We start from the raw sequence: 25,833 nt of genomic DNA, 5'->3' as shown, positions 1-25,833 counted from the left end.
TATAAAAGCTTATTGGAAAATATAGACCTGCGGTTCTTATATTTTTTGTATTGATATAGGATGGTTTTTATGTCAACCCGGAAAATATAGCTTCAAAATACTCTCACATACTGTCAAACAATTATATTTAGGCTTTTCATCTTCTACCAGATGAGAAGCATGAACGCATTCTGCATTAACAATTAATTAGCAACCTATAGCTGACAACATCTAAACAGGAATAATGGGTTAATAATTACTCAGGCAACGTTTCGATTAAATTATAAATTCTAGCCATGAGCATCTGATAACACATTCATTATTATGGATGTGGCGGTGCTGATTGTTATATGCGTCTTTGTTGATACGGTGAGGTGATTGATGAACAAAATATATCAGATAAAATGGAGTAAAGTTCGTAATTGCTGGTACGTGTGTTCTGAATTAGGGCGAAAGAATACAAAAAAGAAGTCACGGCTCTTATTAGCTAGTGCTATTGGTTTATTTTCATCTCTTGCTTTCGCCAGTGATATTGATGTTAGTAAAGATGCCACAGTTGAATTTAGCGCAAATAATCAATCCATCAATTATCATATCAATGTAAAAGATAATGCAAACCTGGTGATCAATTCACCTGACTCTCGCCCTCGCCTGACGTTCACATCAGGCGGAGGGTTGAACATTACTCAGGGTACAGTACGAATTAATGGCCCTCTAAATGTTCTGCTGCGTGGCACCGGGTTTCTTAATGTAGCTAACTCTGGTAGCGAGTTATATGCTGAAGATTTGTACGACAGCTTATCCAATAATCGTCGTGATGGCGGGTATTTTAACGTTTCTGATGGCGGTAAAATTCATGTTAAAGGAACAACCCGCTTAACCTATGAAAAAGGGAATGTCAGCGGCGAAGGCAGCCAGGTTAATACCGAAACGTTCTTTATGGGTACATTTAGTAGTTACGGAGGTGACCAATTCCTGTCTGTTAATAACAAAGGAGAAGTTAACGCCAGTAAGAGTTTAAGTCTGGGCTATTACAATCAAAGATCTGATACAACGCTGGTCGTTTCGGACATGGGCAAAATCTCTGCCCCAGAAATTAGTCTGAGTACAAACTCAGAATTAGCCTTAGGTGCCAAAGAAGGCGACAGTGCCAGAGCTGCCGGTATTATTGATGCAGAGAAAATTGAGTTTGTCTGGGCCGACACAGACAATAAAAAACTCACTCTGAACCATACAAGTGATAACGCAAATATTTCTGCTGATATTTCAAGCGGTAGTGAAGGCCTTGGTAAAATCAATGCACTCAATGGTACAACTTTCCTGTCTGGGGATAATTCAGGCTTTAGCGGAGAGGTAAAAATTGCTAAGAGCGCAACACTTGGTGTTACTCAGAACCTGGGGACTGCAAATATTAGCAATAGCGGGAAATTATTACTAAACGCACAAGACGATATGGTGTTTGGTAATAAGGTTTCAGGAAGCGGCATTATCTCTGTCGGAGCCGGAAGTGTGACATTATCTGGTGACAACTCCACCTTTAAAGGGAAGATTAATGTTGAATCAGGCGCTACCGCTACCGTTTCTGATAAGAAAAACCTGGGTTCCGCTGGATTGTCAGTCGCAGGGAAGCTTCAGCTCAATAGTACCAGCGACTGGCTATTTAACAGTTATCTTTCAGGCTCAGGCATCCTGGGAGTAGATACGAATAATCACGCGTTCTCCTTTAATAACAGCAGCAATACGTCTGGGTTCACAGGTGCGCTGGAGTTACAAAATACGACCTTCAACTTACAGGGAACAAATACTGACGCCCTTTCAAAAGCAGGGCTGATTGCAGGTAAAGGGAGTGAAATTTCACTGGGCATCGGAACACAATCCATTGGAAGCCTGGCATTTTCCGGCGGCTCTATTGCATTCGGTAGCATCACTCCGGGGATACATCAAACCGATAAGATGGTGAACGTCAAAGATCAGTTAGACCTGACTGGCTCTGGTGTTGTGCAGGTGAATCCCACTGGCGTAGTGGACTCCATATCGCAAGGTGTTAACACTGGACTTTCCTTAATGGAGCAAGAAGACACAAACGCGGAAATTAAACTGGTTTCCACAGAGTCCGGAACGGTTGTAACAGGAGATGCCGGAAACCTGCAACTTCAGGATCTGAATGGCAAGGCGATCACCGACGCTGTTCAGCATGACATTAGCCAGGATGGGCAGGTTGTTGCAAAAGGAACGTACGACTACCGTCTGACCAGCGGACAAAATAATGACGGCTTGTATGTAGGTTATGGCCTGACACAAGTTGAGCTACAAGGGCAGGGTCAGAATGCCCTGGTCCTGAATGCCAATGGCAAGACTGGTGCAGCAGCAGAGTTAAGTTCCCGTCTGACAGGCTCCGGGGATCTGGCGCTGGATAGTCAGAAAGGTCAGACAGTATCGCTATCCGGTATGAATAATGACTACACCGGCCTGACCGATTTGCGCAGCGGTAATCTTCTGATGCTGAACGACAATGTGCTGGGTCATACATCCGGTCTGCAGTTAGCAGATGAAACGATTGTAGATATGAATGGGCACAGCCAGACGATCGGGCAACTCACCGGGGCAGCAGGTTCAGTCCTGAATATTAATGGCGGTAGCCTGACGATTTCTAACGGCGGGACATCCGCAGGGACACTAACTGGCAACGGTAATCTCAGTATAGATACCGGCATCCTTAACGTGAGTGGCAGTAATGCTGACTTAAGCGCGACAACGACTATCGCATCCGGAGCTGAAGTCGCGCTGGATAATATTCAGGGATTGGGGAGCGGAAATATTATCTCCGATGGCCGTCTAAACCTGAATACTGTTGAGGGACAACTGTCCAACAACCTTAGCGGTAAAGGCGAAGTCTCATTCAGCGAAGCTAACGTTGCACTGGAGGGGGATAACAGTGGATTCAGTGGTCAATTTAATCTGGACAACAATACACAATTAGTTGTGTCAGCGTCCAACCATCTGGGGGATGCGACTGTTCATAATCAAGGCGAAATGGTACTTAACGGTGCTGATGACTGGACCATGCATAACCAATTGGATGGCAGCGGCGATATCATCAAGCAGGGCTTGGGCAATATCACTCTGACGACCAATTCCGCCTATACAGGTACTACCGATATTCAGCAAGGTGGGCTGATACTGGGTCAGGATGACGCGTCTGTTACTTTGGCGAGTCAGGAGGTCAAAATTTCGTCTACCGGTATGCTCTCCGGCGCTGGGGCTGTACAAGGTAGTATTAATAACGCAGGTCTATTCGTGGCCGGAAGTGGGACAACGGGTAGCTTTACTGTTGGTGGCGATCTGACCAACCGAGGAGCCGTCTCTTTAGGTCATGTAGGACAATCTGCTGGCAACCAACTTGTTGTTGAGGGGAATTACCATGGCAATGATGGCCTGATTAGTTTTGATACCGTACTGGGAGACGACAATTCAGCCACCGATAAACTCATTGTAAAAGGCGATACTACTGGCAGCACCAAAGTGAGTATCACCAATGCTGGAGGCCGAGGGGCGCAAACTCTGGAGGGTATTGAATTAATTCATGTGGATGGTCGTTCTGATGGGGAATTTTCTCAACGTGGGCGAATTACTGCTGGCGCTTATGATTATTCTTTGGTTCGGGGCCAGGGAACTAATAATAGTCACTGGTATTTGACCAGCCAGCTGATTTCGTCGGAAAACCCCGGTCAACCAGAAAAGCCCGAAAACCCCGTTTCTCCAACCGAGCATACGCTGCGCCCGGAAGGTGGAACCTATGCGGCGAATCATGTTGCTGTAAATACCATGTTCAACACTCAGCTACACGATCGCCCAGGAGAAACGCAGTACCAAGATGTGTTAACCGGAGAGACTAAAGTTACCAGCATGTGGACGCGCCAGGTGGGTGGTCACCAGAGTTGGTATGACGGGAGCGGCCAGTTACATACCCAAAGCAACCGCTATGTGGTGCAACTCGGCGGTGATATCGCGCAGGGTTCAACAAATGGACTTGATAGCTGGCGTCTTGGGATCATGGCCAGTTATGGTCATGACAATAATCAAACCCGCTCATCGGCAACCGGTTATACCTCACGAGGAAGCGTCAATGGCTATAGTACAGGTATTTACGCCACATGGTATGCCGATAAGTCCAGCCATAGAGGTCTATATGTCGACGGGTGGGCGCAATATGGTTGGTTTGATAACCATGTTAAAGGCGAAGGACTGGCCTCTGAGTCATATAGTTCCAAAGGCCTGACCGCGTCTGTTGAAACGGGTTATACCTATAAAATTAGTGAGTTCCCTGGCAGCAAGGGGACCGCTAATGAGTGGTATATTCAGCCACAAGCGCAGATTACCTGGATGGGTGTTAAATCAGATAAGCATCAGGAAGCTAACGGAACATATGTGGATATGAACGGTAACGGTAATATTCAGACCCGCCTGGGGGCAAGGACATATCTGAAGAGCTTTAATAAAATGGATGAAGGCAAAGGTCGCGAATTTCAGCCGTTTATTGAAGCAAACTGGATCCACAATACACGTAGCTTCACCACTAAAATGGATGGCGTAAACGTCAACCAGGAAGGGGCCCGCAATCTCGGTGAGTTCAAGCTAGGTCTGGAAGGCCATATTTCCCCACATTTAAATGTATGGGGAAATATAGGAGTCCAGATTGGCGGCAAGGGATATGCTGACAGCACAGCTACATTAGGGCTGAAATACAGTTTCTAATTAATCTCAATAAATAGCCAAAGTGTTCACGTGCACTTTGGCTATTTTTTATTATCACTTTTTACTTAGCCTACCGACTGGTATTTCGGTAATCGCCTCTCAACCATTATTAGGCGCTAACTCGCTGGGAAGTTTCAACACTTCGGAACAATGAAGAAAAGCCAGATCTGGCGGCGGATAACAAACTTTGTTTGTGCAAGCGAAGCGCAAATTCACCAAACAATGCCGAAATTCTGCGCTACGTAACAGCAGAATTTCGGCTCACAGTCAGTCCGAAAGATTTCAGACCTTGAGGAGTTTCACCGTGGCGTCGATGTCTATCTCATCTTCCGAGAAGATCAGCGTTGTTCCCTGGAAGGTGGTGATTGCCAACTTTTTCAGCGTACGCATTTCTCCGGGCTTCACATCTGATTTCGGTTTGATGCTGTTCATCAGTACGCCCACAGACAACACCGCATTTTCTTTATCAATGCGAGTCTCAACAGGCACTTCTTCACTGTATACCAGGTAAGACTTGATCGCCGTGAGCTTTAGTCGCTCGCCCGCGATATAAATGTACTTGCTCTCTGGTACGACTTTCACCGCATAAGCTGACAAACCCTTGTTATTGGTCGTGGGTTCGAAAGTCACCGCCGCATCTTTCTTGATCAGCTCAGGGTTAGCAACCTTAATCACATGAAAATAACGGTTATCTCCGTTTTCATCTTTGATAAATCCAAAGCCTTTATCTTTAAACCACGTTGTGATTGTTCCGTTCATTGCTTTACCGCCTGGTTAATCGTTAATCTACTAAATTATTGCTGTGCGCAGTGTAAAACACAATGCCAGTGCAGGCTACGCCTTTGGTTACTCGTTACCCCAGCGATTGAGAAACTCCGCTATCTCATCGATACGCTGTTCGTCGATGCCAGCAACACCAGCCATCTCCTGCTGCGCTTCTTCGCTGATCTCCTCGTTGTTCATTAAACGGGTGATCAGTAGCTGGAAATAATGCGCCAGGGAGTCGCGTTCCGGTTCGTTCACCGGCTTTGTCGTCTCCGTCGCGTACTCGTCGGCAATATCATAATACTTCAGCGAAATTTCGTTGTTCATCAGTTGCTCCGGGGTGAATGCCGTGTGCCAGCGGTTGCCTGCATCGTCTGGTGCGAATGATAGCATTCTTATTTCACCGTTAGCGATCTGTTTTATTGGCGATAATACATTGAATATATCAAAATATTCTCTGCAGCCGTTTTTCATTTAATAAAATCACTTACATTTAATTCACTCTGATTTATTCAGCACGGTATCATTGTCTGGTACTAAATAAATATTAAGCAGGTTGGCTATCATTTAATTTACTATCGCGGCATACACTTTACGTCACGGCATCGGTAATCATAGCATTCGGTTGGCCCAATCCCATCGCTAATCGCCCATTTGCCCACATTTATCTTCTGGACAACACTCTACGATGACACCACTGACCCAAAACGTGGAGCAAACACCATGAACATCACGCAAATACGCAATGCCACGCAACGCATCACCTTTGGCGGCAAAACCTTTCTGGTCGATCCTATGCTGGCGCCAAAAAGTGCTTATCCGGGTTTTGCCGGAACAGCGCGCGCAGAGATCCGTAACCCAACCGTCGATCTGCCCATCGACATCGATACCCTGCTTAACGTCGATGCGCTGATCGTGACCCATCTGCATGAGGATCACTGGGACGAGGTTGCCACTCGCGTCGTGCCGAAAGATAAACCGATCTATGTGCAAAATGAGCAGGATGAGCACGTGCTGCGGGAGCAGGGTTTCACACAACTGACCGTACTGACGCACAGCACTACGCTGGGCGACATCACCCTGCGTAAAACCGGCGGCCAGCACGGCTCGGATCGCGCTTACGCCATCCCGCAAATGGCGGAGCGTCTGGGTGATGCCTGCGGGGTTATCTTCCAGCATCCGGCGGAAAAAACGCTGTATCTGGTCGGGGACACCATCTGGCGCAACGAGGTGGAAACCAATATGCAGACTTTCCAGCCAGATGTGGTTATTTTGAACGCAGGCTTTGCCCACGTTATCGGTTTTGGGCCAATTATTATGGGTGCTGAGGATGTGCTAAAAACCCACTTCACGCTGCCGCAGGCACAGATTGTCGCGACCCATATGGAAGCGATTAACCACTGCCTGCTCACCCGTTCAGCTCTGAAAGATTATGCCCACGACAACCAGATTGCGGAATTCGTCAACGTGCCTGAAGATGGTGAAACCCTGACGTTTTAATGCCAACAGAGGAATCGTATGCTCCCGCTCACCGTCGCTATCGTCGCCGTTGAAGATTTCAGCCCGTTTCACTTCTCGGTGCCGTGCATCATTTTCAGTGACAAAGTGGCGGCAAAAAAACGCTTTGAGGTGCAACTGTGCGCCGAGAAACCTGGCATCATCGCTTCTCAGGACGGCTTTTCCGTCACCGCCTCTCACGGTTATGAAGCCGTGGAGGCGGCCGACATTGTGGTGATCCCATACTGGGGCACCACGGCCCATCGCCCGGCACAAAGTCTGCTTGATGCACTCAATCGCGCGCGGCAAAACGGCGCCCAAATTGTCGGATTGTGCCTGGGTGCATTTGTTCTCGGCTATGCCGGATTGCTGGACGGCAAACGAGCGGCCACGCACTGGGAGTTTGAACAAGACTTTCAGGCACGTTTTCCCGCCGCTCGTCTGGATATCAACGCCTTATATGTGGATGACGACGGCATTATCACCTCGGCAGGCACCGCAGCCGCACTTGATTGCTGCTTGTATGTGATCCGCCAACGCTTTGGCAGTACGGTCGCGAATCAGATTGCCCGACGGATGATTGTGCCGCCACATCGCGAAGGAGGACAGGCGCAGTTTATCGAACAGCCAGTGGCGAAAAGTACCCAGGATCAGCGCATCAACGCTCTGCTCGACTATTTGCGCCAGCATATCCACGAACAACATAACCTCGACGGGCTGGCGCAGCGGGTAATGATGAGTCGGCGAACTTTAACCCGCCATTTTATGAAAGCTACCGGGTCGAGCGTGGCAGAGTGGCTGATTGCCGAACGCCTGCGTCGCAGTCAGGAACTGCTTGAGTCCAGCCCGTTACCCGTTGAAAGAATTGCCGAACAGGTTGGCTTTCTGTCGCCGGTAACCTGGCGCCAGCATTTTAAATCACACTTCGGTGTCAGTCCCGCTGAGTGGCGCAAAACTTTTCGCGGCGTTTAACCCCTTTTCTTCGCCAGCCAGACCGTATGCCCGGCGCATTGCGGATCTTCCATCACCATATCAATCACCTCAAAGCCGTGCGCTGACAGCAGTGCGCGGTACTCGTCGGGCGCCAGACTGGCGTGAAACAACGGTTCGCCTTCAAACTGTCCCATGGCGATGCCGTTACTGGTGCCGCTGGTAAACATGAGTGCGCTACCGGGATGGCTGAGCCGGTCAAAAATCGGGAACATGTTTTGTTGGTCCTGCTGGGTTAAATGGAAAAAACTGTCCCAGGCAAGCAAACCCTCGAAAGTTTCATTCAGCGTTAATTCGCGCATATCCTGCTCCAGCCAGCGCTGGTCGGGAAAAGCTTGCCGGGCGCGCGCCAGCATCGCCGCTGAACCATCCACACCGGTAAGCTGAAAACCTTGCTGGATAAAATAGTCGGCAATCGGCTGACCGTTCCCACAGCCAATATCTACAATGCTGCCCAGCCCGCCCATTGCCGCAATGAATTTATCCAGCCAGTGTTTTTCAAAAAGCGTGCGCGAGCGCTGGCAGGCAAACGCAGCTGCGTGGCGTCGGTAAATGGACAGAATGTTCTTTGCCTCCAGATCACTCACAATTTCCTCACTATTTTTTGATATATCATTATGTTAAATATGGCAACCATAGACCACAGGGAGCGATTTGCTGAAAGCTTCTTTCTCCGAAATGAGCCTCGCAGAACAATGCCACAAATGACGAAAAACCTTTCATGGTGTGGCATGATAGCGCGTGGATAACATGGAAATCAGGGTGGTAAATGTGAAACCGGTAACGCTATACGATGTTGCAGACCATGCAGGAGTCTCTTACCAGACCGTCTCCCGCGTCGTGAATCAGGCCAGCCACGTTTCCGCGAAAACCCGTCAGAAAGTTGAGGCCGCAATGGCGGAACTTAACTATATCCCCAACCGCGTCGCACAGCAGCTTGCGGGCAAGCAAACGCCACTTATCGGCGTGGTGACCGCAAACCTTGCTCTGCATGCACCCTCGCAAATTGTTGCCGCCATTAAATCTCGCGCCGACCAGTCCGGGGCCAGTGTGGTGATTGCGATGGTTGAGCGTAGCGGTATGCAAGCGTGTAAATCGGCGGTACATAACCTGCTGTCACAGCGTGTGACCGGGCTTATCATCAACTATCCGCTTGATGAAGAGGACGCCATTGCCGTTGCCGCCTCCTGCGCCCCGGTGCCGGTGCTGTTTCTTGATGTCTCGGATCAATCCCCAATTAACAGCGTGATTTTCTCCCATGACGATGGCGCGCGACTGGGCGTAGAACATCTGGTACAGCATGGCCATCAACGTATCGCTCTGTTAGCCGGACCGAATACCTCAGTCTCGGCACGGCTCAGACACGCGGGCTGGCATAAGTATCTGGCGCACTACCAGCTACAACCGACGGTGGAAATGGAAGGCGACTGGAGCGCTATGTCCGGTTTTCATCAAACCATGCAGATGCTTAACGACGGTAACATCCCTACCGCTATGCTGGTCGCCAATGATCAAATGGCACTGGGCGCGATGCGGGCAATAAGCGAATTTGGCCTGCGGGTCGCTACTGACATCTCGGTAATTGGCTATGATGACACCGAAGACAGCTCCTGTTATATCCCGCCGCTGACCACAATAAAGCAGGATTTCCCGATGCTTGGACAAACCAGCGTCGACAAACTATTACAGCTTTCACAGGGTGGATCCGCCCCGGGTAACCAGCTTCTGCCCGTTACGCTGGTTGAGCGAAAAACCGTTCTGCCGCCGAATACTCAGACCGCTACCGCTCAGGGACTCGCGGAGTCTTTAATGCAGCTGGCCCGCCAAATTTCTCGTCTTTAACACTCCATGGGGAAGTTATCATCTTTATCTCGCATACCTGAATTTATGTGATTCAGTTCAATTATTATCCGCCCTCCCCTTTACAAAATAATCGACTCCCACGTATGTTCAATAAAATTGTGAGCGGATAACAAATTTAACCAGGATACTGCCATGACCCTGAACACGGATTCACTCGCCGCCGTACTGAAACGCCGCGACTGGGAAAACCCTGGCGTGACACAACTCAATCGCCTGGAGGCTCACCCGCCTTTTTGTAGCTGGCGCTCAGCGGATGATGCCCGCAGGAACAGTCGCTCTGCGCAATTGCGTTCACTGAATGGTGAGTGGAAATTTGCCTGGTTTGCTTCGCCAGAAGCGGTACCTGAAAGCTGGCTTGAAAACGATCTGCCGCAGGCGGATACCATCGTGGTGCCTTCTAACTGGCAGATGAGCGGCTATGACGCACCAATCTACTCCAACATTACCTATCCGTTTCCGGTCAATCCCCCGTACGTTCCGGCTGAGACCCCAACTGGATGTTACTCGCTCACATTTAGTGTAGATGAAGGCTGGCTACTTGAGGGCCAGACTCGCGTTATTTTTGATGGTGTCAATTCTGCATTTCATCTGTGGTGCAATGGTCGCTGGGTCGGCTACGGTCAGGACAGTCGTCTGCCTTCCGAATTTGATCTCAGCAATTTCCTGACTCGCGGTGAAAACCGTCTGGCGGTGATGGTGCTACGCTGGAGCGATGGTAGCTATCTGGAAGACCAGGACATGTGGCGTATGAGCGGTATTTTCCGCGACGTTTCTCTGCTGCACAAACCCACGACGCAAATCCGCGATCTGCGTGTCAACACCCGCTTTAACGATGACTTCAATCGCGCAGTGCTGGAAGCGGAAGTCAGGGTGGCGGGCAACGAGAGCGAAGATTTACGCGTCACCCTACAATTGTGGGATGGTGAAACACTGATCAGCGATACCACCGCCCTGTTAGGCAGCGAGATCATTGATGAGCGCGGGGCTTACAACGATCGCACTTCGCTGCGTCTGAATGTTGAAAACCCGGCGCTGTGGAGCGCAGAAACACCCAATCTGTACCGCGCTGTTGTGCAGTTACATACAGCCAACGGCACACTGATTGAAGCAGAAGCCTGTGATGTCGGCTTTCGTCAGGTGAGCATTGAAAATGGTCTGCTCCTGTTAAACGGCAAGCCACTATTGATTCGCGGAACCAACCGGCATGAACATCACCCGAAAAACGGTCAGGTGATGGACGAAGCGACGATGCTGCAGGACATCATCCTGATGAAGCAGAACAACTTCAATGCCGTACGCTGCTCCCATTATCCGAATCATCCGCTGTGGTACACCCTGTGCGATCGCTACGGGCTGTACGTAGTGGATGAAGCCAATATCGAAACCCACGGCATGGTGCCGATGAATCGCCTGACCGACAATCCAGACTGGCTGCCAGCCATGAGTCAGCGCGTCACGCGTATGGTGCAGCGCGATCGCAACCACCCCAGTATTATTATCTGGTCGCTGGGAAATGAATCCGGTCACGGCGTGAACCACGATGCCCTCTACCGCTGGCTGAAATCAGAAGACCCGTCCCGCCCGGTGCAGTACGAAGGCGGGGGCGCGGATACCGCAGCAACAGACATCATCTGCCCAATGTATGCCCGCGTCGACCAGGATCAGCCTTTCCCGGCTGTGCCAAAATGGTCAATCAAAAAATGGCTGTCGATGCCCGGTGAGCAGCGCCCGTTAATCCTTTGCGAATACGCCCATGCGATGGGCAATAGCCTCGGCGGTTACGCTAAATACTGGCAGGCGTTTCGCCAGTACCCTCGCTTACAGGGCGGTTTCGTCTGGGACTGGGTGGATCAGTCGCTCATCAGATACGATGACGAAGGTAAGCCCTGGTCTGCCTACGGCGGTGACTTTGGCGACACGCCGAACGATCGTCAGTTCTGTATGAACGGTTTGGTGTTTGCCGATCGCACACCGCATCCATCACTGTACGAGGCTAAACACGCGCAGCAATTTTTCCAGTTCACGTTGCTCCCTGGCGCGCAATGGAAGATTGAGGTCACCAGTGAATATTTGTTCCGTCGCAGCGATAACGAAGTTTTGCACTGGTCTATCGCTCAGGACGGTAATCCACTGGCCAGCGGAGAGCAGGCACTGGATATCGCTCCGCAGGGCAACCAGATAATCACCCTGCCGGAAATCCCGATGCCTGAAACTGCGGGCCAGCTGTGGCTGACGGTGCACGTTGCTCAGCCCCAGGCGACCGGGTGGTCAGAAGCTGGACATATCAGTGCCTGGTATCAGTGGAAACTGGAAGAAAAATTCAGTCTGACGCTTCCATCGCATGCCAGTGCAACGCCAGAGCTGACCGTCAGCGAGGGCGCATTTACAGCGGCAGTCAATAACAAACGCTGGGAATTCTCCCGTCAGTCAGGTCTGCTAACACAATACTGGATGGATGATACGCCGCAGTTATTAACCCCGTTAATCGATCAGTTCATCCGCGCACCGCTGGATAACGACATTGGTGTCAGTGAAGTCACCCGTATCGATCCCAACGCCTGGGTCGAACGCTGGAAGGCGGCAGGTCACTATCACACAGAGCCAAAGCTACTGGTTTGTGAAGCCGAAACACTGTCCAGCAGCGTACTGATTACCACCGTACATGCCTGGCAGTACCTTGGTAACACACTGTTTATCAGCCGTAAATCCTACCGTATTGACGGACACGGCGAGATGCAAATGACAATAGATGTCGATGTCGCCAGCGGAACACCGCATCCGGCGAGGATTGGTCTTAGCTGTCAGCTTGCGTTGGTCGCTGAGCGGGTAAACTGGACAGGTCTCGGTCCCCACGAGAACTACCCGGACCGCCTGAGCGCGGCCTGTTTTGGCAAGTGGGATCTTTCGCTGGATGAGATGTATACCCCTTACGTTTTTCCGAGTGAAAACGGCCTGCGCTGTGGAACGCGCGAATTGCGCTACGGTGCTCATCAGTGGCGCGGTGATTTCCAGTTCAACATCAGTCGCTACAGTCAGAAACAACTGATGGAAACCAGCCATCGCCATCTGCTGCAACCAGAGGCGGGGACCTGGCTCAATATTGATGGTTTCCATATGGGCGTCGGCGGGGATGACTCATGGAGTCCTTCCGTTTCGCCGGAATATCAACTGAGTGCCGGACACTATCACTACCAGGTCAACTGGCGCTAAAAATAATAAATAATTGGGCAGGTTGCGACCTGCCATTATTTTGCGTAAGGAAATCCATTATGTATTATTTAAAAAACACTAACTTTTGGATGTTCGGTTTTTTCTTCTTCTTTTACTTTTTTATTATGGGAGCTTATTTCCCATTTTTCCCTATCTGGTTACACGATATAAACCATATCAGTAAAGGGGATACCGGCGTCATCTTCGCCTGCATCTCTTTATTCTCACTGCTTTTTCAGCCCATTTTTGGTCTGCTCTCCGATAAACTCGGGCTGCGAAAACACCTGCTATGGATCATTACCGGGATGCTGGTAATGTTTGCCCCGTTCTTTATTTACGTTTTTGGTCCACTACTGCAGTTTAATATTTTACTCGGCTCTATTGTCGGGGGAATTTACCTGGGTTTTATTTACAACGCCGGGGCTCCGGCAATCGAAGCCTATATTGAAAAAGCGAGTCGCCGAAGTCATTTTGAATTTGGCCGCGCACGTATGTTTGGTTGCGTGGGCTGGGCATTGTGCGCCTCAATTGCCGGGATTATGTTTACTATTAACAACCAGTTTGTCTTCTGGTTGGGATCGGGTTGCGCGATAATTCTGGCAATACTTCTGTTCTTTTCGAAAGCGGAAGTGCCTTCTTCTGCAAAGGTTGCGGACGCAGTCGGCGCCAATCATTCAGCTTTCAGCCTGAAACTGGCACTGGAGTTATTTAAACAACCTAAACTATGGTTCCTTTCACTGTATGTCGTCGGTGTTTCCTGCACTTACGATGTGTTCGACCAGCAGTTCGCCGATTTTTTCACCTCATTCTTTGCCACTGGTGAACAAGGTACTCGCGTATTTGGCTACGTCACCACCATGGGAGAGCTACTCAACGCTTCCATCATGTTTTTTGCCCCGCTAATTGTGAATCGCATCGGTGGGAAAAACGCCCTGTTGCTGGCAGGCACTATTATGTCAGTGAGGATTATCGGTTCCGCGTTTGCCACCTCCGCGCTGGAAGTTGTTATCCTCAAAACGCTTCATATGTTTGAAATCCCCTTCTTGATCGTCGGCTGCTTCAAATACATCACCAGCCAGTTTGAAGTTCGTTTCTCCGCCACTATTTATCTGGTGTGCTTCTGTTTCTTCAAACAGCTGGCAATGATTTTCATGTCCATACTGGCCGGTAATATGTACGAAAGTATCGGTTTTAAGGGAGCTTATCTGGTACTGGGAATCATCGCCCTGAGCTTCACGCTGATTTCAGTCTTTACGCTTAGCGGCGCAAAACCATTCTCTCGTTATGTCACGCAAATGGACAGACAGGTCTGAATTTAACATACAAGGATGGAGTCGCATTAATGAGCACCGCCATGAGAGACAGAATAAAAGCAGGAAAGCTGTTTACCGATATGTGTGAAGGGTTACCGCAAGAGAGATTGCGCGGAAAAGAGTTAATGTATGAATTTAATCACACGCGTCCATCAGAAGTTGAAAAGAGAGAGAAACTGATTCATGAAATGTTTGGCACCGTGGGAGAACATGCGTGGATAGAGCCCCCCATTTATTTTTCTTACGGTAGCAATATTCACATTGGTAAAAACTTCTATGCCAATTTTAACTTCACCATTGTAGATGATTACACGGTTACCATAGGCGATAACGTTTTAATTGCACCCAACGTCACGATCTCTGTAACCGGGCATCCTGTTCATCATGAGCTGAGAAAGTTTGGCGAGATGTATTCTTTTCCGGTAACGATCGGCAATCATGTCTGGATTGGCAGTAATGTTGTTATCAATCCCGGAATTACGATTGGCGAGAACACGGTCATCGGCGCGGGTAGTGTCGTGACTAAAGACATCCCACCCAATGTCGTTGCGGCTGGCGTTCCCTGTCGGGTCATCCGAGAAATCAGCGACAGAGACAAGCAATATTATTACAAAGACTACAAAACGGAGCTGTCCATTTAAACAGATTACTATCCAATAAACGTAAAGGGGTAGACTTATACCCCCGTCATACTTCAAGTCGCCAGGGTATTGGCTGCGCCTTTACGGGCCACAGCTTCGCAGCGTTCAACTCTGTTCCTGACAGATTGTCACTCCCCCTTATCACTTACCTGACAGCTTAAGTTTTGCCGACAAAAAGCCGCTTTTCTACTGTTATGGTAAAACAAGGCGGTAAGCCAGGTCAGAGCATGAGCAGAAAGACAGTTGCGGTAATAGCGCTATTTATCAGCACATTACTTTCGGGATGTGGCAGCATTAATGCACGCACGGAAGGTAAAGAGTCAAATACATATTACGTGGGTATGCATCACGACATTGATAAAATAAAAAACCCGGGTGCTTACGATTATAACTATTTCGATTTAGCGTTGTTATTTGTTGATGTGCCGTTATCTTTTGTGGCGGACACTGTATATGCGCCATTTGATAGCGATCACGGACCGTATAAGAAGGCGAATTAAGATGTAGTGCCGGATGCATCGCTGATGCGACTTATCCGGCCTACGGTTAAGATGCCAGGTTATTCTTCAATTACCTGACGGATTTGCTGTAACGACGCGGGATCGTCAATGGTGGTCAGATCGCCGGGATCGCGACCTTCACAGATCGCCTGGATCGTTCGCCGCAGCATTTTTCCGGAGCGAGTTTTGGGGAGTTGAGAAACAAACCAGACATGTGCCGGGCGACCAAAGTTACCAATCTGACTGTCCACCAGCGCCATAATCGCCTTCTCTTCTGAATGCGCGATATCGCGATCTTCCAGACTGTCGCTCTGCTTCGGAATAACAAATGCCACAGCCACCTGCCCTTTCAACGCATCTTTTACGCCCACTACCGCCACTTCCGCAACGTTCGGATAGCTGGAAATACTCTCTTCGATCTCGCGCGTGCCAAGTCGATGTCCGGCAACGTTAATCACATCATCCGTCCGGCCAAGAATAAAGTAATAACCATCGGCATCGCGGATCCCCCAGTCAAACGTGGCGTACACCTGACGAGAAAACAGCGACCAGTAGGTATTCACAAAGCGCGTGTCATCGCCCCAGATAGTTTGAATACACCCCGGCGGCAGAGGCCCTTCAATCACCAGCATTCCCTTCTCATTTGCCTCACAGGGTTCACCGGTCACTTCATTCAGCAACTGTACGTTGTAGCCATACATCGGCACGCCAGGACTACCCAGACGCGAAGGCCGGTCATCCAGTCCACGAGCAATCGCCATGATCGGCCAGCCGGATTCGGTCTGCCAGTAGTTATCGATAACCGGTACGCCCAGCGTTTCCGTTACCCAGCTCGCCGTCGGTTCATCCAGCGGCTCACCCGCCAGATACAGCACCTCAAGCGAGGAGAGATCGTGGTTGCGGATCTGCGCAGTCGGGAATTTCTTCAGCACGCGGATAGCGGTCGGCGCCGAGAACATCCGGCTGACCTGATATTTCTCGACGATTTTCCACCATACCCCGCAGTCCGGATACGTTGGTAACCCTTCGTAGACAATAGTCGCCATCCCCGCCAGCAGCGGGGCATACACGATGTAGGAGTGTCCAACCACCCAGCCGATATCCGAGGCACAGAAAAAGACGCCACCAGCTTTGCCGCCGAAAATTGTGTCCATTGAGGTCGCCAGCGCCACCGCGTAGCCGCCGACATCACGCTGTACGCCTTTCGGTTTGCCGGTCGTGCCGGAGGTGTAGAGAATGCAGGATGTTTCGTTCGACTCCAGCCAGGTTACCGGCACACGCGCCCCGAGATGCTGCTGGCGCAGCGTGGCAAAATCGAGGTCACGCCCCGCCACCTGCGCCATTTTCGCCAGACCGCGATCGACCAAAATCACATGGCGTGGCTGGTGCTGCGCCTGATTGATCGCATCGTCGAGCAACGTTTTATACGGCAGTATTTTGCCACCACGCGCTCCGGCATCTGCTGATACGATAACCGTTGGTCGGGCATCGTCGATCCGCGCCGCCACGCTATGTGAAGCGAATCCACCGAACACAACCGAATGGATCGCCCCAATACGTGCACAGGCCAGTAGCGTAATGTGCGCCTCGGCAATCATTGGCATATAGACCAGCACCCGATCGCCACGTTGAACGCCCAGCGACAATAGCATCGCTGCTGTTACGTTAACTTCGTCATACAACTGGCTAAAGGTAAACGTGCGTTCTTCTTCGGTTTCCGATGAAACGGCAATCAGCGCCAGCGCATCAGGTTGCTTATCCAGCCAACGGTCGATGGCGTTATGGCACAAATTCGTCGTCCCGCCGCAAAACCAGCGGGCAAACGGCGGATGGTTGTGATCCAGCACCTGGGTAAACGGCTGCTGCCAGTCAATACGCTGGGCCTGCTCGGCCCAGAACGACTCTGGTTGGGTAATCGAACGCTGATAAAAATCGCTATAAGACATAACGCTCTCCTGTTGAACTTACGCCTTGCCGCACGCAGGTTTAAATAATGAAAAGATCCATATACTCATTGACCGGCATCTGCTCCAGGCGTGTTCTGTCCAGGGAGACATCCAGGATGCGCTGCTGCTGGCGAGTTGGGAACTGACGCGCCAGGTTGATTTTGAATTTTTCGACCAGCTTTGGCATACCGTCATGACGACGACGCGCGTGGCCAATTGGGTACTCCACCACCACCTCTTCGAAACGTGAACCGTCGGTAAACTCGAGAGTGATGGCGTTAGCGATAGCGCGTTTTTCCGGGTCGTGATAATCAGCGGTAAAGGCAGGATCTTCGAAGCAGTTGATCTTCTCGCGCAGGGCATCAATGCGTTTATCCTGCGCCACACCGTCTTCATAATCTGCTGCCGTCAAACGTCCAAACAGCAGAGGGATCGCCACCATGTACTGAATGCAATGGTCGCGATCCGCCGGGTTATTTAGTGGGCCTTTTTTATCGATGATACGAATACAGGCTTCGTGAGTACGAATCGTCACTTTTTCGATATCCGCAGCGGTTTTCCCTGCCGCCTGCAACTTCTCATAAAGGGTCATCGCCGCTTCTACCGCAGTCTGTGAGTGGAACTCTGCCGGGAAGGAAATTTTAAACAACACGTTTTCCATCACGTACGAGCCGTATGGACGCTGGAAGCGGAACGCCTCCCCTTTGAAAGAAACGTCATAAAAGCCCCAGGTTTTTGCCGTCAGCGCCGACGGATAGCCCATCTCACCGGTCTTCGCCATCAGCGCCAGACGTACCGCGCGGGAAGTCGCATCGCCTGCCGCCCAGGATTTACGCGTGCCGGTATTCGGAGCGTGGCGGTAGGTACGCAGCGACTGCCCGTCGACCCACGCCAGTGATACCGCATTGAGGATCTCGTCACGAGTCAGCCCCAGCATCTCGGCCACCACAGCGGTCGACGCGACTTTAACCAACAGAACGTGATCCAGCCCGACGCGGTTAAAGGAGTTTTCCAGCGCGATGCAGCCCTGAATTTCATGGGCTTTGATCATCCCGGTCAGCACTTTTTTCATGGTTAACGGCGCTTTTCCAACAGCCACCGCATTGCGAGACAGCCAGTCTGCCGTCGCCAGGATACCGCCGAGGTTATCGGAAGGATGACCCCATTCAGCGGCCAGCCAGGTATCGTTGAAGTCCAGCCAGCGGATCATCGCGCCAATGTTAAATGCCGCCTGCACCGGATCAAGCTGAAACTGAGTACCCGGTACGCGAACACCGTTCGGCACTACCGTCCCCGGAACGACCGGCCCTAACAACTTTTTACAGGCCGGATATTCCAGCGCTTCCAGGCCACAGCCGAGGGTATCAAGCAGACAATAATGCGCAGTGTCATACGCCACTTTCGAGGTGATTTCGTAGTTCATGACGTAATCCACGATATCAACGATTTCACGGTCAAATTCTGGGCGAACATTCGAAATTTGTGCAGACATAACAAGAGTTCCTGAGTTTTATAATTTGAGGAATTGAATTAGCAACGCTGATCAATCGGGACAAAAACGCGATCTTCCGGGCCGGTATAATTGGCAGAAGGACGGATAATTTTATTATCCTGACGCTGTTCGATAATGTGTGCCGCCCAGCCGGTAACGCGGGCGATAACAAATAATGGGGTGAACATTTCGGTCGGAACGCCCATCATGTTGTAGGAGACCGCCGAGAACCAGTCGAGGTTGGGGAACATCTTTTTCGACTCCCACATCACGGTTTCCAGGCGATCGGCAATGTTGTACATCTTCAGCGAACCACCTTCCTGAGAAAGCTGCTTCGCCACGCGTTTGATTACCTGATGACGTGGATCGGCAATGGTATAAACCGGGTGGCCAAAACCAATCACCACTTCTTTATTTTCAATACGCTTGCGGATATCGGTTTCGGCTTCATCCGGCGTTTCGTAGCGCTGCTGGATCTCCAGCGACACTTCGTTCGCGCCGCCGTGTTTTGGGCCACGCAGAGCACCAATAGCACCGATAATCGCTGAATACATATCGGAGCCAGTACCCGCAATCACCCGGCTGGTGAATGTGGAGGCGTTAAATTCGTGTTCGGCGTAAAGCACCAGCGAGATGTGCATCGCTTTTTCCCAGCTTTGCGACGGCTTTTCGCCATGCAGCAAATGCAGGAAGTGACCGCCAATAGAATCATCGTCGGTTTCGGGCTGGATCCGCTCACCGTTGTGGCTGTAGTGATACCAGTAAAGCAGGATCGAACTGAGCGAGGCCAGCAGCTTGTCGGCAATATCACGTGCGCCAGAAACGGTATGCCCTTCTTTTTCCGGTAGCGTGCAGCCTAACGCGGAGACACCGGTGCGCATCACATCCATAGGGTGCGATGCTGCGGGCAGCGCTTCCAGCACGGTACGTACGTTAGCCGGTAAACCGCGCAGCGCTTTTAATTTGCTTTTATAGGCATTGAGTTCATCACGGTTGGGTAATTTTCCGTGGATCAGCAGATGTGCAACTTCTTCAAATTCGCACTGTTGCGCCAGGTCGAGAATATCGTAGCCACGATAGTGTAAATCGTTACCGCTTTTACCGACGGTACACAGGGCGGTATTTCCGGCTGGCACGCCTGACAGCGCGACTGATTTTTTAGGCTTAATGACATTGGTATTATTTTGCAGGATCGTTGTGTCGCTCATGTTGTCCTCGTCATTATTTTAATGTGTAGGGTATTGAGGGTGTACGCCGTAGACCGGATAAACGTAGTGCCATCCGGCAGTGCCGGATGGCGGCTGCGCCTTATCAGGCCTACTTGAGATTCAGGGCGTCGAGCTTCTCCTCGTACTGGTAATAATTGATGCTTTCGTACAGCTCGTTACGCGTCTGCATAATGTCGATCACGCTCTTTTGCGTGCCTTCCTGGCGCAGCACGTTGTAAACCCTTTCTGCGGCGCGGTTCATGGCACGGAAAGCAGACAGCGGATAGAGCGCCATTGCGACGTTAGCGCTACGCAATTCATCGGTGGTGAACAGCGGCGTGGCGCCAAATTCGGTAATGTTGGCGAGGATCGGTACCTGCACCGCATCAGCAAACTGGCGGTACATAGAAAGCTCGGTGATGGCCTCCGGGAACAGCATGTCAGCACCCGCTTCGACATACGCCCGCGCACGATCGATTGCCGCTTCCAACCCTTCCACCGCCAGCGCATCGGTACGCGCCATGATCACAAAGTTCGGATCGGTGCGCGCATCCACTGCGGCGCGAATACGATCAACCATCTCTTCTTTGGAGACGATCGCTTTATTCGGACGATGACCGCAGCGCTTAGCGCCGATCTGATCTTCAATATGCAGCGCAGCGGCGCCGGCTTTGATCATTGATTTCACAGTACGCGCCACGTTAAATGCCGAGGATCCGAAACCAATATCTGCATCCACCAGCAGCGGCAGCGGGCAGACATCGGTAATACGGCGAATATCGGTCAGAACATCATCCAGAGTGGAGATGCCGAGATCCGGCAAGCCCAGCGATCCGGCAGCGACACCACCACCCGACAGATAAATCGCCTGATACCCGGCACGCTGAGCCAACAGCGCGTGATTGGCGTTAATGGTGCCAACGATTTGTAATGGATTTTCTTTGGTGAGCGCGGCGCGAAACGCCAGCCCTGGGGAGTGTAGAGACATATCCCATCCTCTTGTTATCAACTTGTTATCGTTCGTTGATTAACTAAAGCAAGGGGTATGCCAAAGACCTTAATTTTTATTCATTTTCTGTTTTTGTTTTTAAAAACAATAAATTAAATTCAATCTTTATATCTTTGTTGCACAAAAGCGTGTCAGCTATCGTTTCATGAAACTGGTTTAAGTGTTTCATTGCAACATTTATGAAACACAACTAAACCCAATATTCGGTTCCTGACTTTTTGGGTTAGCTATGGCTGATACACATCTTCCTCCACGGGTGAACGACGACAAACCGGTTATCTGGACGGTCTCCGTCACGCGTCTGTTCGAACTGTTCCGCGACATTAGCCTGGAGTTTGATCACCTGGCGACTATCACCCCTATTCAGCTTGGTTTTGAAAAGGCAGTGACCTGGATCCGTAAAAAGCTGGCCACTGAGCGTTGCGATGCCATCATCGCCGCAGGCTCCAACGGTGCCTATTTGAAGAGCCGCTTGTCCATTCCGGTGATCCTGATTAAACCCAGCGGATTTGATGTGTTACAGGCGCTGGCGAAAGCGGGAAAACTCACGTCGTCGATTGGCGTCATCACCTATCAGGAAACCATCCCCGCGCTGATGGCCTTTCAAAAAACATTCAATTTACAGCTTGAGCAGCGCAGCTATATCACTGAAGAGGATGCCCGTGGACAAATCAATGAGCTGAAAGCCTGCGGTACACAAGCGGTGGTCGGCGCGGGACTGATTACCGATCTGGCGGAAGAAGCCGGTATGACCGGCATCTTTATCTATTCGGCATCCACCGTGCGCCAGGCCTTCAGCGATGCGCTGGATATGACCCGTATGACGCTACGGCGAAACGGCCAGTATGCTTCTGGTGAGACGCTGCGTACCCGCTATGCCTTGGTGGACATGCGCGGTCACTCTGCGCAGATGGAACAGATGCGGCATACGATTATGCTGTACGCCCGCTCCCGCGCGCCGGTATTGATTCAGGGCGAAACCGGAACCGGTAAAGAGCTGGCGGCGCAGGCCATTCATCGTGAATATTTCACCCGCCAGGAGAATCGACGCGGGAAGCCCTCACCGCCGTTTGTCGCCGTCAACTGCGGGGCCATCACCGAATCATTACTGGAAGCTGAGCTGTTCGGCTATGAGGATGGCGCATTTACCGGCTCGCGCCGGGGAGGACGCGCGGGTCTGTTTGAAATCGCCCACGGTGGAACGCTGTTTCTCGATGAGATTGGCGAGATGCCGCTGCCGCTACAAACCCGACTACTGCGCGTGCTGGAAGAAAAAGAGGTTACGCGGGTGGGCGGACATCAGCCAATCCCGGTGGATGTGCGGGTGATTAGCGCCACGCATTGTCATCTTGAGCAGGAGATGAAACAGGGAAAGTTTCGTACCGATCTGTTTTATCGCCTGAGCATTCTGCGTCTGCAGTTGCCGCCGCTGCGCGAGCGTCTGCCCGATATTTTGCCGCTAGCAGAAGGATTTTTAAAACAGTCATTGGCGGAATTAGATGTGCCGTTTTCAGAGACAGTGCGCAAGGGATTGAGTCTGAGTCAGCATACTCTGCTGAATTATGGCTGGCCGGGGAATATTCGTGAACTGCGCAATATGATGGAGCGTCTGGCGCTATTTTTAAGTGAGGATCCACAGCCGGAGCTGAACGTCCATTTCTTACAGCAGTTAATGCCGGAACTGACCAATGTCGCCGAAATACCCCAGATGTCACCATCGCTGACGCCACAGCAGGTACTGGCACAATTCAATGGCGATAAAACAGCGGCAGCACGATATCTCGGTATCAGCAGAACCACATTCTGGCGCAGGCTAAAAGGATAACCCACCAGTACAAGGACTGGCGGGTATTTTATCTTTCAATACAGCGCATTATTTTTTCTTGTAAATATTGGCAGTGCCATGGATTTTATTATCCGTTTGACCGGATGTTAATACCACAACGTCAGCACCTTTCTCTTCTGCTTTCTTCAGAAGTTCTTCTTTGGCATCTGCAACGGAAACTTCATTACTTGTTGAGATATCACCAATTTTTGTATATTGCGACTCAACCTTTTCAAACTCAACCTTTGTCATAAATTCTGCTGCATACACGTTGGTCACGACAAAAGCTAACGCACCAATTAATAACTTATATCCAGTTTTCATATAAAAACTCCAGGTTTTGTTTTACGCCATTATCGACCCCTGAGCATCCATCGTGCGAGTCAAGGATGATTAATAAGTAGTTCAGCCCGAATAAAAAATCCAGAGCTAACAGAAATATAAAGATATTTTGCAAAACAATGGCGGCAGAGATTCCTGTAGCGCTGCGTGCGCCACCCCGCCCGGTCTATTGAAAACACCCCAGACGCCCGTTTGCAACATCGGCGGCGTTTCATAAAACAGTGTGAGTACATACTCAGAATCATGCTTACACTAAAACTATAGTATGGGTTAATTCAGAACGACCTCAATTACGATTGAAGGTAAAACGCCAATTTTTTCACAGATGGAAGCGCTGTTTATGGAACCTCTACACGCCGTCGTACTTACCGTCAGTTTATTTGTTTTAACCTTTTTTAACCCCGGCGCGAATCTGTTCGTGGTGGTGCAAACCAGCCTGGCATCAGGGCGGCGAGCAGGCGTAATGACAGGACTGGGCGTTGCATTAGGCGATGCCTTCTATTCCGGTCTGGGACTCTTTGGGATGGCGACGCTTATCACCCAGTGTGAAGAGATATTTTCGCTGATAAAAATTATCGGTGGCGCCTATTTGCTGTGGTTTGCGTGGAATAGCATACGGCATCAGGCCACACCACAAATGCCCACATTACAGCAGCCTCTCTCCGCTCCCTGGTATGTTTTCTTCCGTCGTGGATTATTAACGGATTTGTCCAATCCACAGACCGTGCTGTTTTTTATTAGTATCTTCTCAGTAACGTTAAGTGCAGAAACCCCGACCTGGGCCAGGTTAATGGCGTGGGCAGGAATAGTCTTTTCTTCCGTTATCTGGCGTATTTTTCTCAGCCAGGCGTTTTCTCTACCCGCAGTGCGTCGTGCATACGGACGTATTCAACGGGTTGCCAGTCGGGTGATTGGCGCCATTATCGGCGTCTTCGCTTTAAGGCTGATTTATGAAGGTATTAGCCATCGTTAAGAGAGTTTAACTTGACCATCGTGACGTAATTGTCCGTAATACCGCCTGAATTTTTCAATCGTATTTTTGAGTGGCTGTGAGATGGAACAGGTTGATCCGGTAAACGACACATTACTCCTTTCGGAATGGCAGGCGCTGTTGCGCCAGACACCTCCTGAAGTTCACACGCTCCTGACATCATTAACCGATCAGGAGATCCGCCATTTAGTAACTGTTTTTTATGACTACATGCTCTCCCATGCTGAGAGCGCGTTATTCCTTAATACCGAACAGGTCAGCACTCGCCTCAGCGGCAGTATGTTTGACTGGCTTCGTAGCGTACTCGGCAGTGCGCAGGAAGATATTTCACAGTTGCTGGCGAAACAACGCAATATTGGCGTGGTCCATGCGCGAATTGGCCTGCCAATCGATCTGGTTAATCGCGGCGCACGTAAGCTGAAAGATGAGCTGTATCGGGTACTTAAAAAGAAAGCAAACTACCCACCCGGCCTGTTAAGCGATGCCATCTGTTTCAGCAGCCTGGCAATGGACACCGCTCTGGAGGCCATGACGGTCTCCTACTCCCCAAGTTATCAAAACTCGATGCATACGCAGGAGCAGTATCGCCTGCAGACAATTTACGATGATGTCAACGTAGAGCGCGAGCGGCAAATCCGTTCATTTACCGACTGGGAAAACCAGTTTATCTACAATATAGCCACGGGGTTGCCCTCCGCGGAGATAGTTTTTCTGTCGAACTCTGATTTTGGCATGTGGTTTTCGCATAAGGGAAAACACATTCTTGGCAACAGCAATCTGCTGGCTGAGATGGAGTCGCTGATCGTAGAAATCGACGATCGCCTGACGCAGACATTGTCGAATCAGCAGCCGACAGAAGCCCAACGGATGAGTCTTTTACAGGATGTTCGACAGCTTTCTGCAAAAATGCATTTCCTTCTCGCCTCGATGTTTGAAGCGCTGGTCAAACAGGAAAATGGTAAAGACTCGCTGACTCAGTTGCTTAACCGTCGCTTTATTCCGACCATCATGCGCCGTGAAATCTCGCTGGCATTACATTCGCGTAAGCCTTTTACTCTGGCAATGCTGGATATCGACTACTTCAAGCAAATCAACGATCGCTATGGGCATAACACCGGTGATATCACGCTGAAGAACGTAGCGGCCATCATTTATGAACATATCCGCAGCAGCGATTATGTTTTTCGCTACGGTGGCGAAGAATTTATGATCCTGCTGGTTGAGTCGGATATTTCACAGGCGAATATTATTCTGGAAACCCTGCGTAAGAAAATCGCTGAGCTACGGATGGTGGCCTCTGCCGCTGAGTCGTTCTCTATTACCGTCAGTATTGGTATCGCCGAATATGACTATCATCCGGACTACAAGCAACTGGTTGATAAAGCCGATCGTGCACTCTACCTGGCGAAAAGTAATGGCCGTAATCGCGTAGAGACTTATCAGGAATGACCCCAGGCATCCAGCTAAAGTAAGTGCCAAATAATAAATACCTCGTTCGAGGTATTTA

At 50.4% G+C, this 25,833-nt stretch carries 19 protein-coding genes; 11 read left to right on the top strand and 8 right to left on the bottom strand.

The window, feature by feature from the left end; all coding sequences use genetic code 11:
- Nucleotides 1-360: 360 nt before the first annotated feature.
- Nucleotides 361-4,734 carry an autotransporter outer membrane beta-barrel domain-containing protein gene (locus AACS05_RS04555; RefSeq protein WP_045440365.1) on the top strand — a complete coding sequence of 1,458 codons (4,374 nt, stop codon included), beginning with the start codon at nt 361-363 and terminating at the stop codon, nt 4,732-4,734.
- 282 nt (nt 4,735-5,016) lie between these two features.
- Here the strand turns inward: AACS05_RS04555 and AACS05_RS04550 are convergent, their stop codons facing one another.
- Both AACS05_RS04550 and AACS05_RS04545 read right to left on the bottom strand, forming a co-directional pair.
- On the bottom strand, nt 5,017-5,493 hold the full coding sequence (locus AACS05_RS04550) for a cold-shock protein (RefSeq protein WP_045440360.1): 477 nt from the start codon (nt 5,491-5,493) through the stop codon (nt 5,017-5,019).
- A gap of 87 nt (nt 5,494-5,580) precedes the next feature.
- A complete protein-coding gene (locus AACS05_RS04545) occupies nt 5,581-5,826 on the bottom strand; it encodes a DUF2543 family protein (RefSeq protein ID WP_045449467.1) in 246 nt (81 codons plus the stop codon).
- A gap of 396 nt (nt 5,827-6,222) precedes the next feature.
- Here AACS05_RS04545 and AACS05_RS04540 point away from each other — a divergent pair, with 396 nt between their 5' ends.
- Both AACS05_RS04540 and AACS05_RS04535 read left to right on the top strand, forming a co-directional pair.
- On the top strand, nt 6,223-6,999 hold the full coding sequence (locus AACS05_RS04540; protein ID WP_045440358.1) for an MBL fold metallo-hydrolase: 777 nt from the start codon (nt 6,223-6,225) through the stop codon (nt 6,997-6,999).
- An 18-nt stretch (nt 7,000-7,017) separates the two neighbouring features.
- Nucleotides 7,018-7,968 (top strand): GlxA family transcriptional regulator, encoded by a 951-nt coding sequence (locus AACS05_RS04535; protein WP_045440355.1) that lies wholly within the window; start codon nt 7,018-7,020, stop codon nt 7,966-7,968.
- On the opposite strand, the gene AACS05_RS04530 is transcribed toward AACS05_RS04535, so the two are convergent.
- Entirely contained in the window at nt 7,965-8,573 is a 609-nt protein-coding gene (locus tag AACS05_RS04530; protein ID WP_045440353.1) for a class I SAM-dependent DNA methyltransferase, read from the bottom strand. The genes AACS05_RS04535 and AACS05_RS04530 overlap by 4 nt on opposite strands.
- Nucleotides 8,574-8,748: 175 nt before the next feature.
- Here AACS05_RS04530 and AACS05_RS04525 point away from each other — a divergent pair, with 175 nt between their 5' ends.
- From AACS05_RS04525 to AACS05_RS04505, 5 genes are all read left to right on the top strand, one after another.
- Complete coding sequence (locus AACS05_RS04525) at nt 8,749-9,828, top strand: LacI family DNA-binding transcriptional regulator (RefSeq protein ID WP_200012134.1); 1,080 nt, start codon at nt 8,749-8,751, stop codon at nt 9,826-9,828.
- Nucleotides 9,829-9,981: 153 nt separating this feature from the next.
- Complete coding sequence (locus AACS05_RS04520) at nt 9,982-13,059, top strand: beta-galactosidase (RefSeq protein ID WP_045440350.1); 3,078 nt, start codon at nt 9,982-9,984, stop codon at nt 13,057-13,059.
- 59 nt (nt 13,060-13,118) lie between these two features.
- Complete coding sequence (locus AACS05_RS04515) at nt 13,119-14,372, top strand: MFS transporter (RefSeq protein WP_045440347.1); 1,254 nt, start codon at nt 13,119-13,121, stop codon at nt 14,370-14,372.
- 29 nt (nt 14,373-14,401) lie between these two features.
- The gene (gene lacA, locus AACS05_RS04510) at nt 14,402-15,013 is read left to right on the top strand and encodes a galactoside O-acetyltransferase (RefSeq protein WP_045440344.1); all 612 of its coding nucleotides are present in this window, start codon (nt 14,402-14,404) and stop codon (nt 15,011-15,013) included.
- Between the two features lie 227 nt (nt 15,014-15,240).
- On the top strand, nt 15,241-15,513 hold the full coding sequence (locus tag AACS05_RS04505; protein ID WP_045440341.1) for a YceK/YidQ family lipoprotein: 273 nt from the start codon (nt 15,241-15,243) through the stop codon (nt 15,511-15,513).
- A 59-nt stretch (nt 15,514-15,572) separates the two neighbouring features.
- Here AACS05_RS04505 and prpE read toward each other — a convergent pair whose 3' ends face one another.
- The 4 genes from prpE to prpB form a co-directional block, all read right to left on the bottom strand.
- On the bottom strand, nt 15,573-17,459 hold the full coding sequence (gene prpE, locus AACS05_RS04500) for a propionate--CoA ligase (RefSeq protein WP_045440339.1): 1,887 nt from the start codon (nt 17,457-17,459) through the stop codon (nt 15,573-15,575).
- Nucleotides 17,460-17,499: 40 nt separating this feature from the next.
- Nucleotides 17,500-18,951, bottom strand: coding sequence for a bifunctional 2-methylcitrate dehydratase/aconitate hydratase (locus AACS05_RS04495; protein WP_045440337.1), 1,452 nt, complete (start codon nt 18,949-18,951; stop codon nt 17,500-17,502).
- Nucleotides 18,952-18,989: 38 nt separating this feature from the next.
- Entirely contained in the window at nt 18,990-20,159 is a 1,170-nt protein-coding gene (gene prpC, locus AACS05_RS04490; RefSeq protein ID WP_045440334.1) for a bifunctional 2-methylcitrate synthase/citrate synthase, read from the bottom strand.
- A 109-nt stretch (nt 20,160-20,268) separates the two neighbouring features.
- Nucleotides 20,269-21,147 carry a methylisocitrate lyase gene (prpB, locus tag AACS05_RS04485; RefSeq protein WP_045440332.1) on the bottom strand — a complete coding sequence of 293 codons (879 nt, stop codon included), beginning with the start codon at nt 21,145-21,147 and terminating at the stop codon, nt 20,269-20,271.
- Between the two features lie 250 nt (nt 21,148-21,397).
- On the opposite strand from prpB, the gene prpR reads away from it, so the two are divergent.
- Nucleotides 21,398-22,993: a propionate catabolism operon regulatory protein PrpR gene (gene prpR, locus AACS05_RS04480; protein ID WP_144243047.1), complete on the top strand. Its 1,596-nt coding sequence runs from the start codon at nt 21,398-21,400 to the stop codon at nt 22,991-22,993.
- Between the two features lie 48 nt (nt 22,994-23,041).
- Here the strand turns inward: prpR and yahO are convergent, their stop codons facing one another.
- On the bottom strand, nt 23,042-23,317 hold the full coding sequence (yahO, locus tag AACS05_RS04475) for a DUF1471 family periplasmic protein YahO (protein ID WP_045440330.1): 276 nt from the start codon (nt 23,315-23,317) through the stop codon (nt 23,042-23,044).
- A gap of 358 nt (nt 23,318-23,675) precedes the next feature.
- On the opposite strand from yahO, the gene AACS05_RS04470 reads away from it, so the two are divergent.
- Entirely contained in the window at nt 23,676-24,308 is a 633-nt protein-coding gene (locus AACS05_RS04470; protein ID WP_045449464.1) for a LysE family transporter, read from the top strand.
- 81 nt (nt 24,309-24,389) lie between these two features.
- Nucleotides 24,390-25,775 (top strand): diguanylate cyclase, encoded by a 1,386-nt coding sequence (locus AACS05_RS04465; RefSeq protein ID WP_045440326.1) that lies wholly within the window; start codon nt 24,390-24,392, stop codon nt 25,773-25,775.
- Nucleotides 25,776-25,833 lie beyond the last annotated feature (58 nt).

The sequence above is a fragment of the Citrobacter sp. S-77 genome (assembly GCF_963864895.1).
Taxonomy (GTDB): Bacteria; Pseudomonadota; Gammaproteobacteria; order Enterobacterales; family Enterobacteriaceae; genus Citrobacter; species Citrobacter murliniae.
This window is presented reverse-complemented; position numbering and strand designations above follow the sequence as displayed.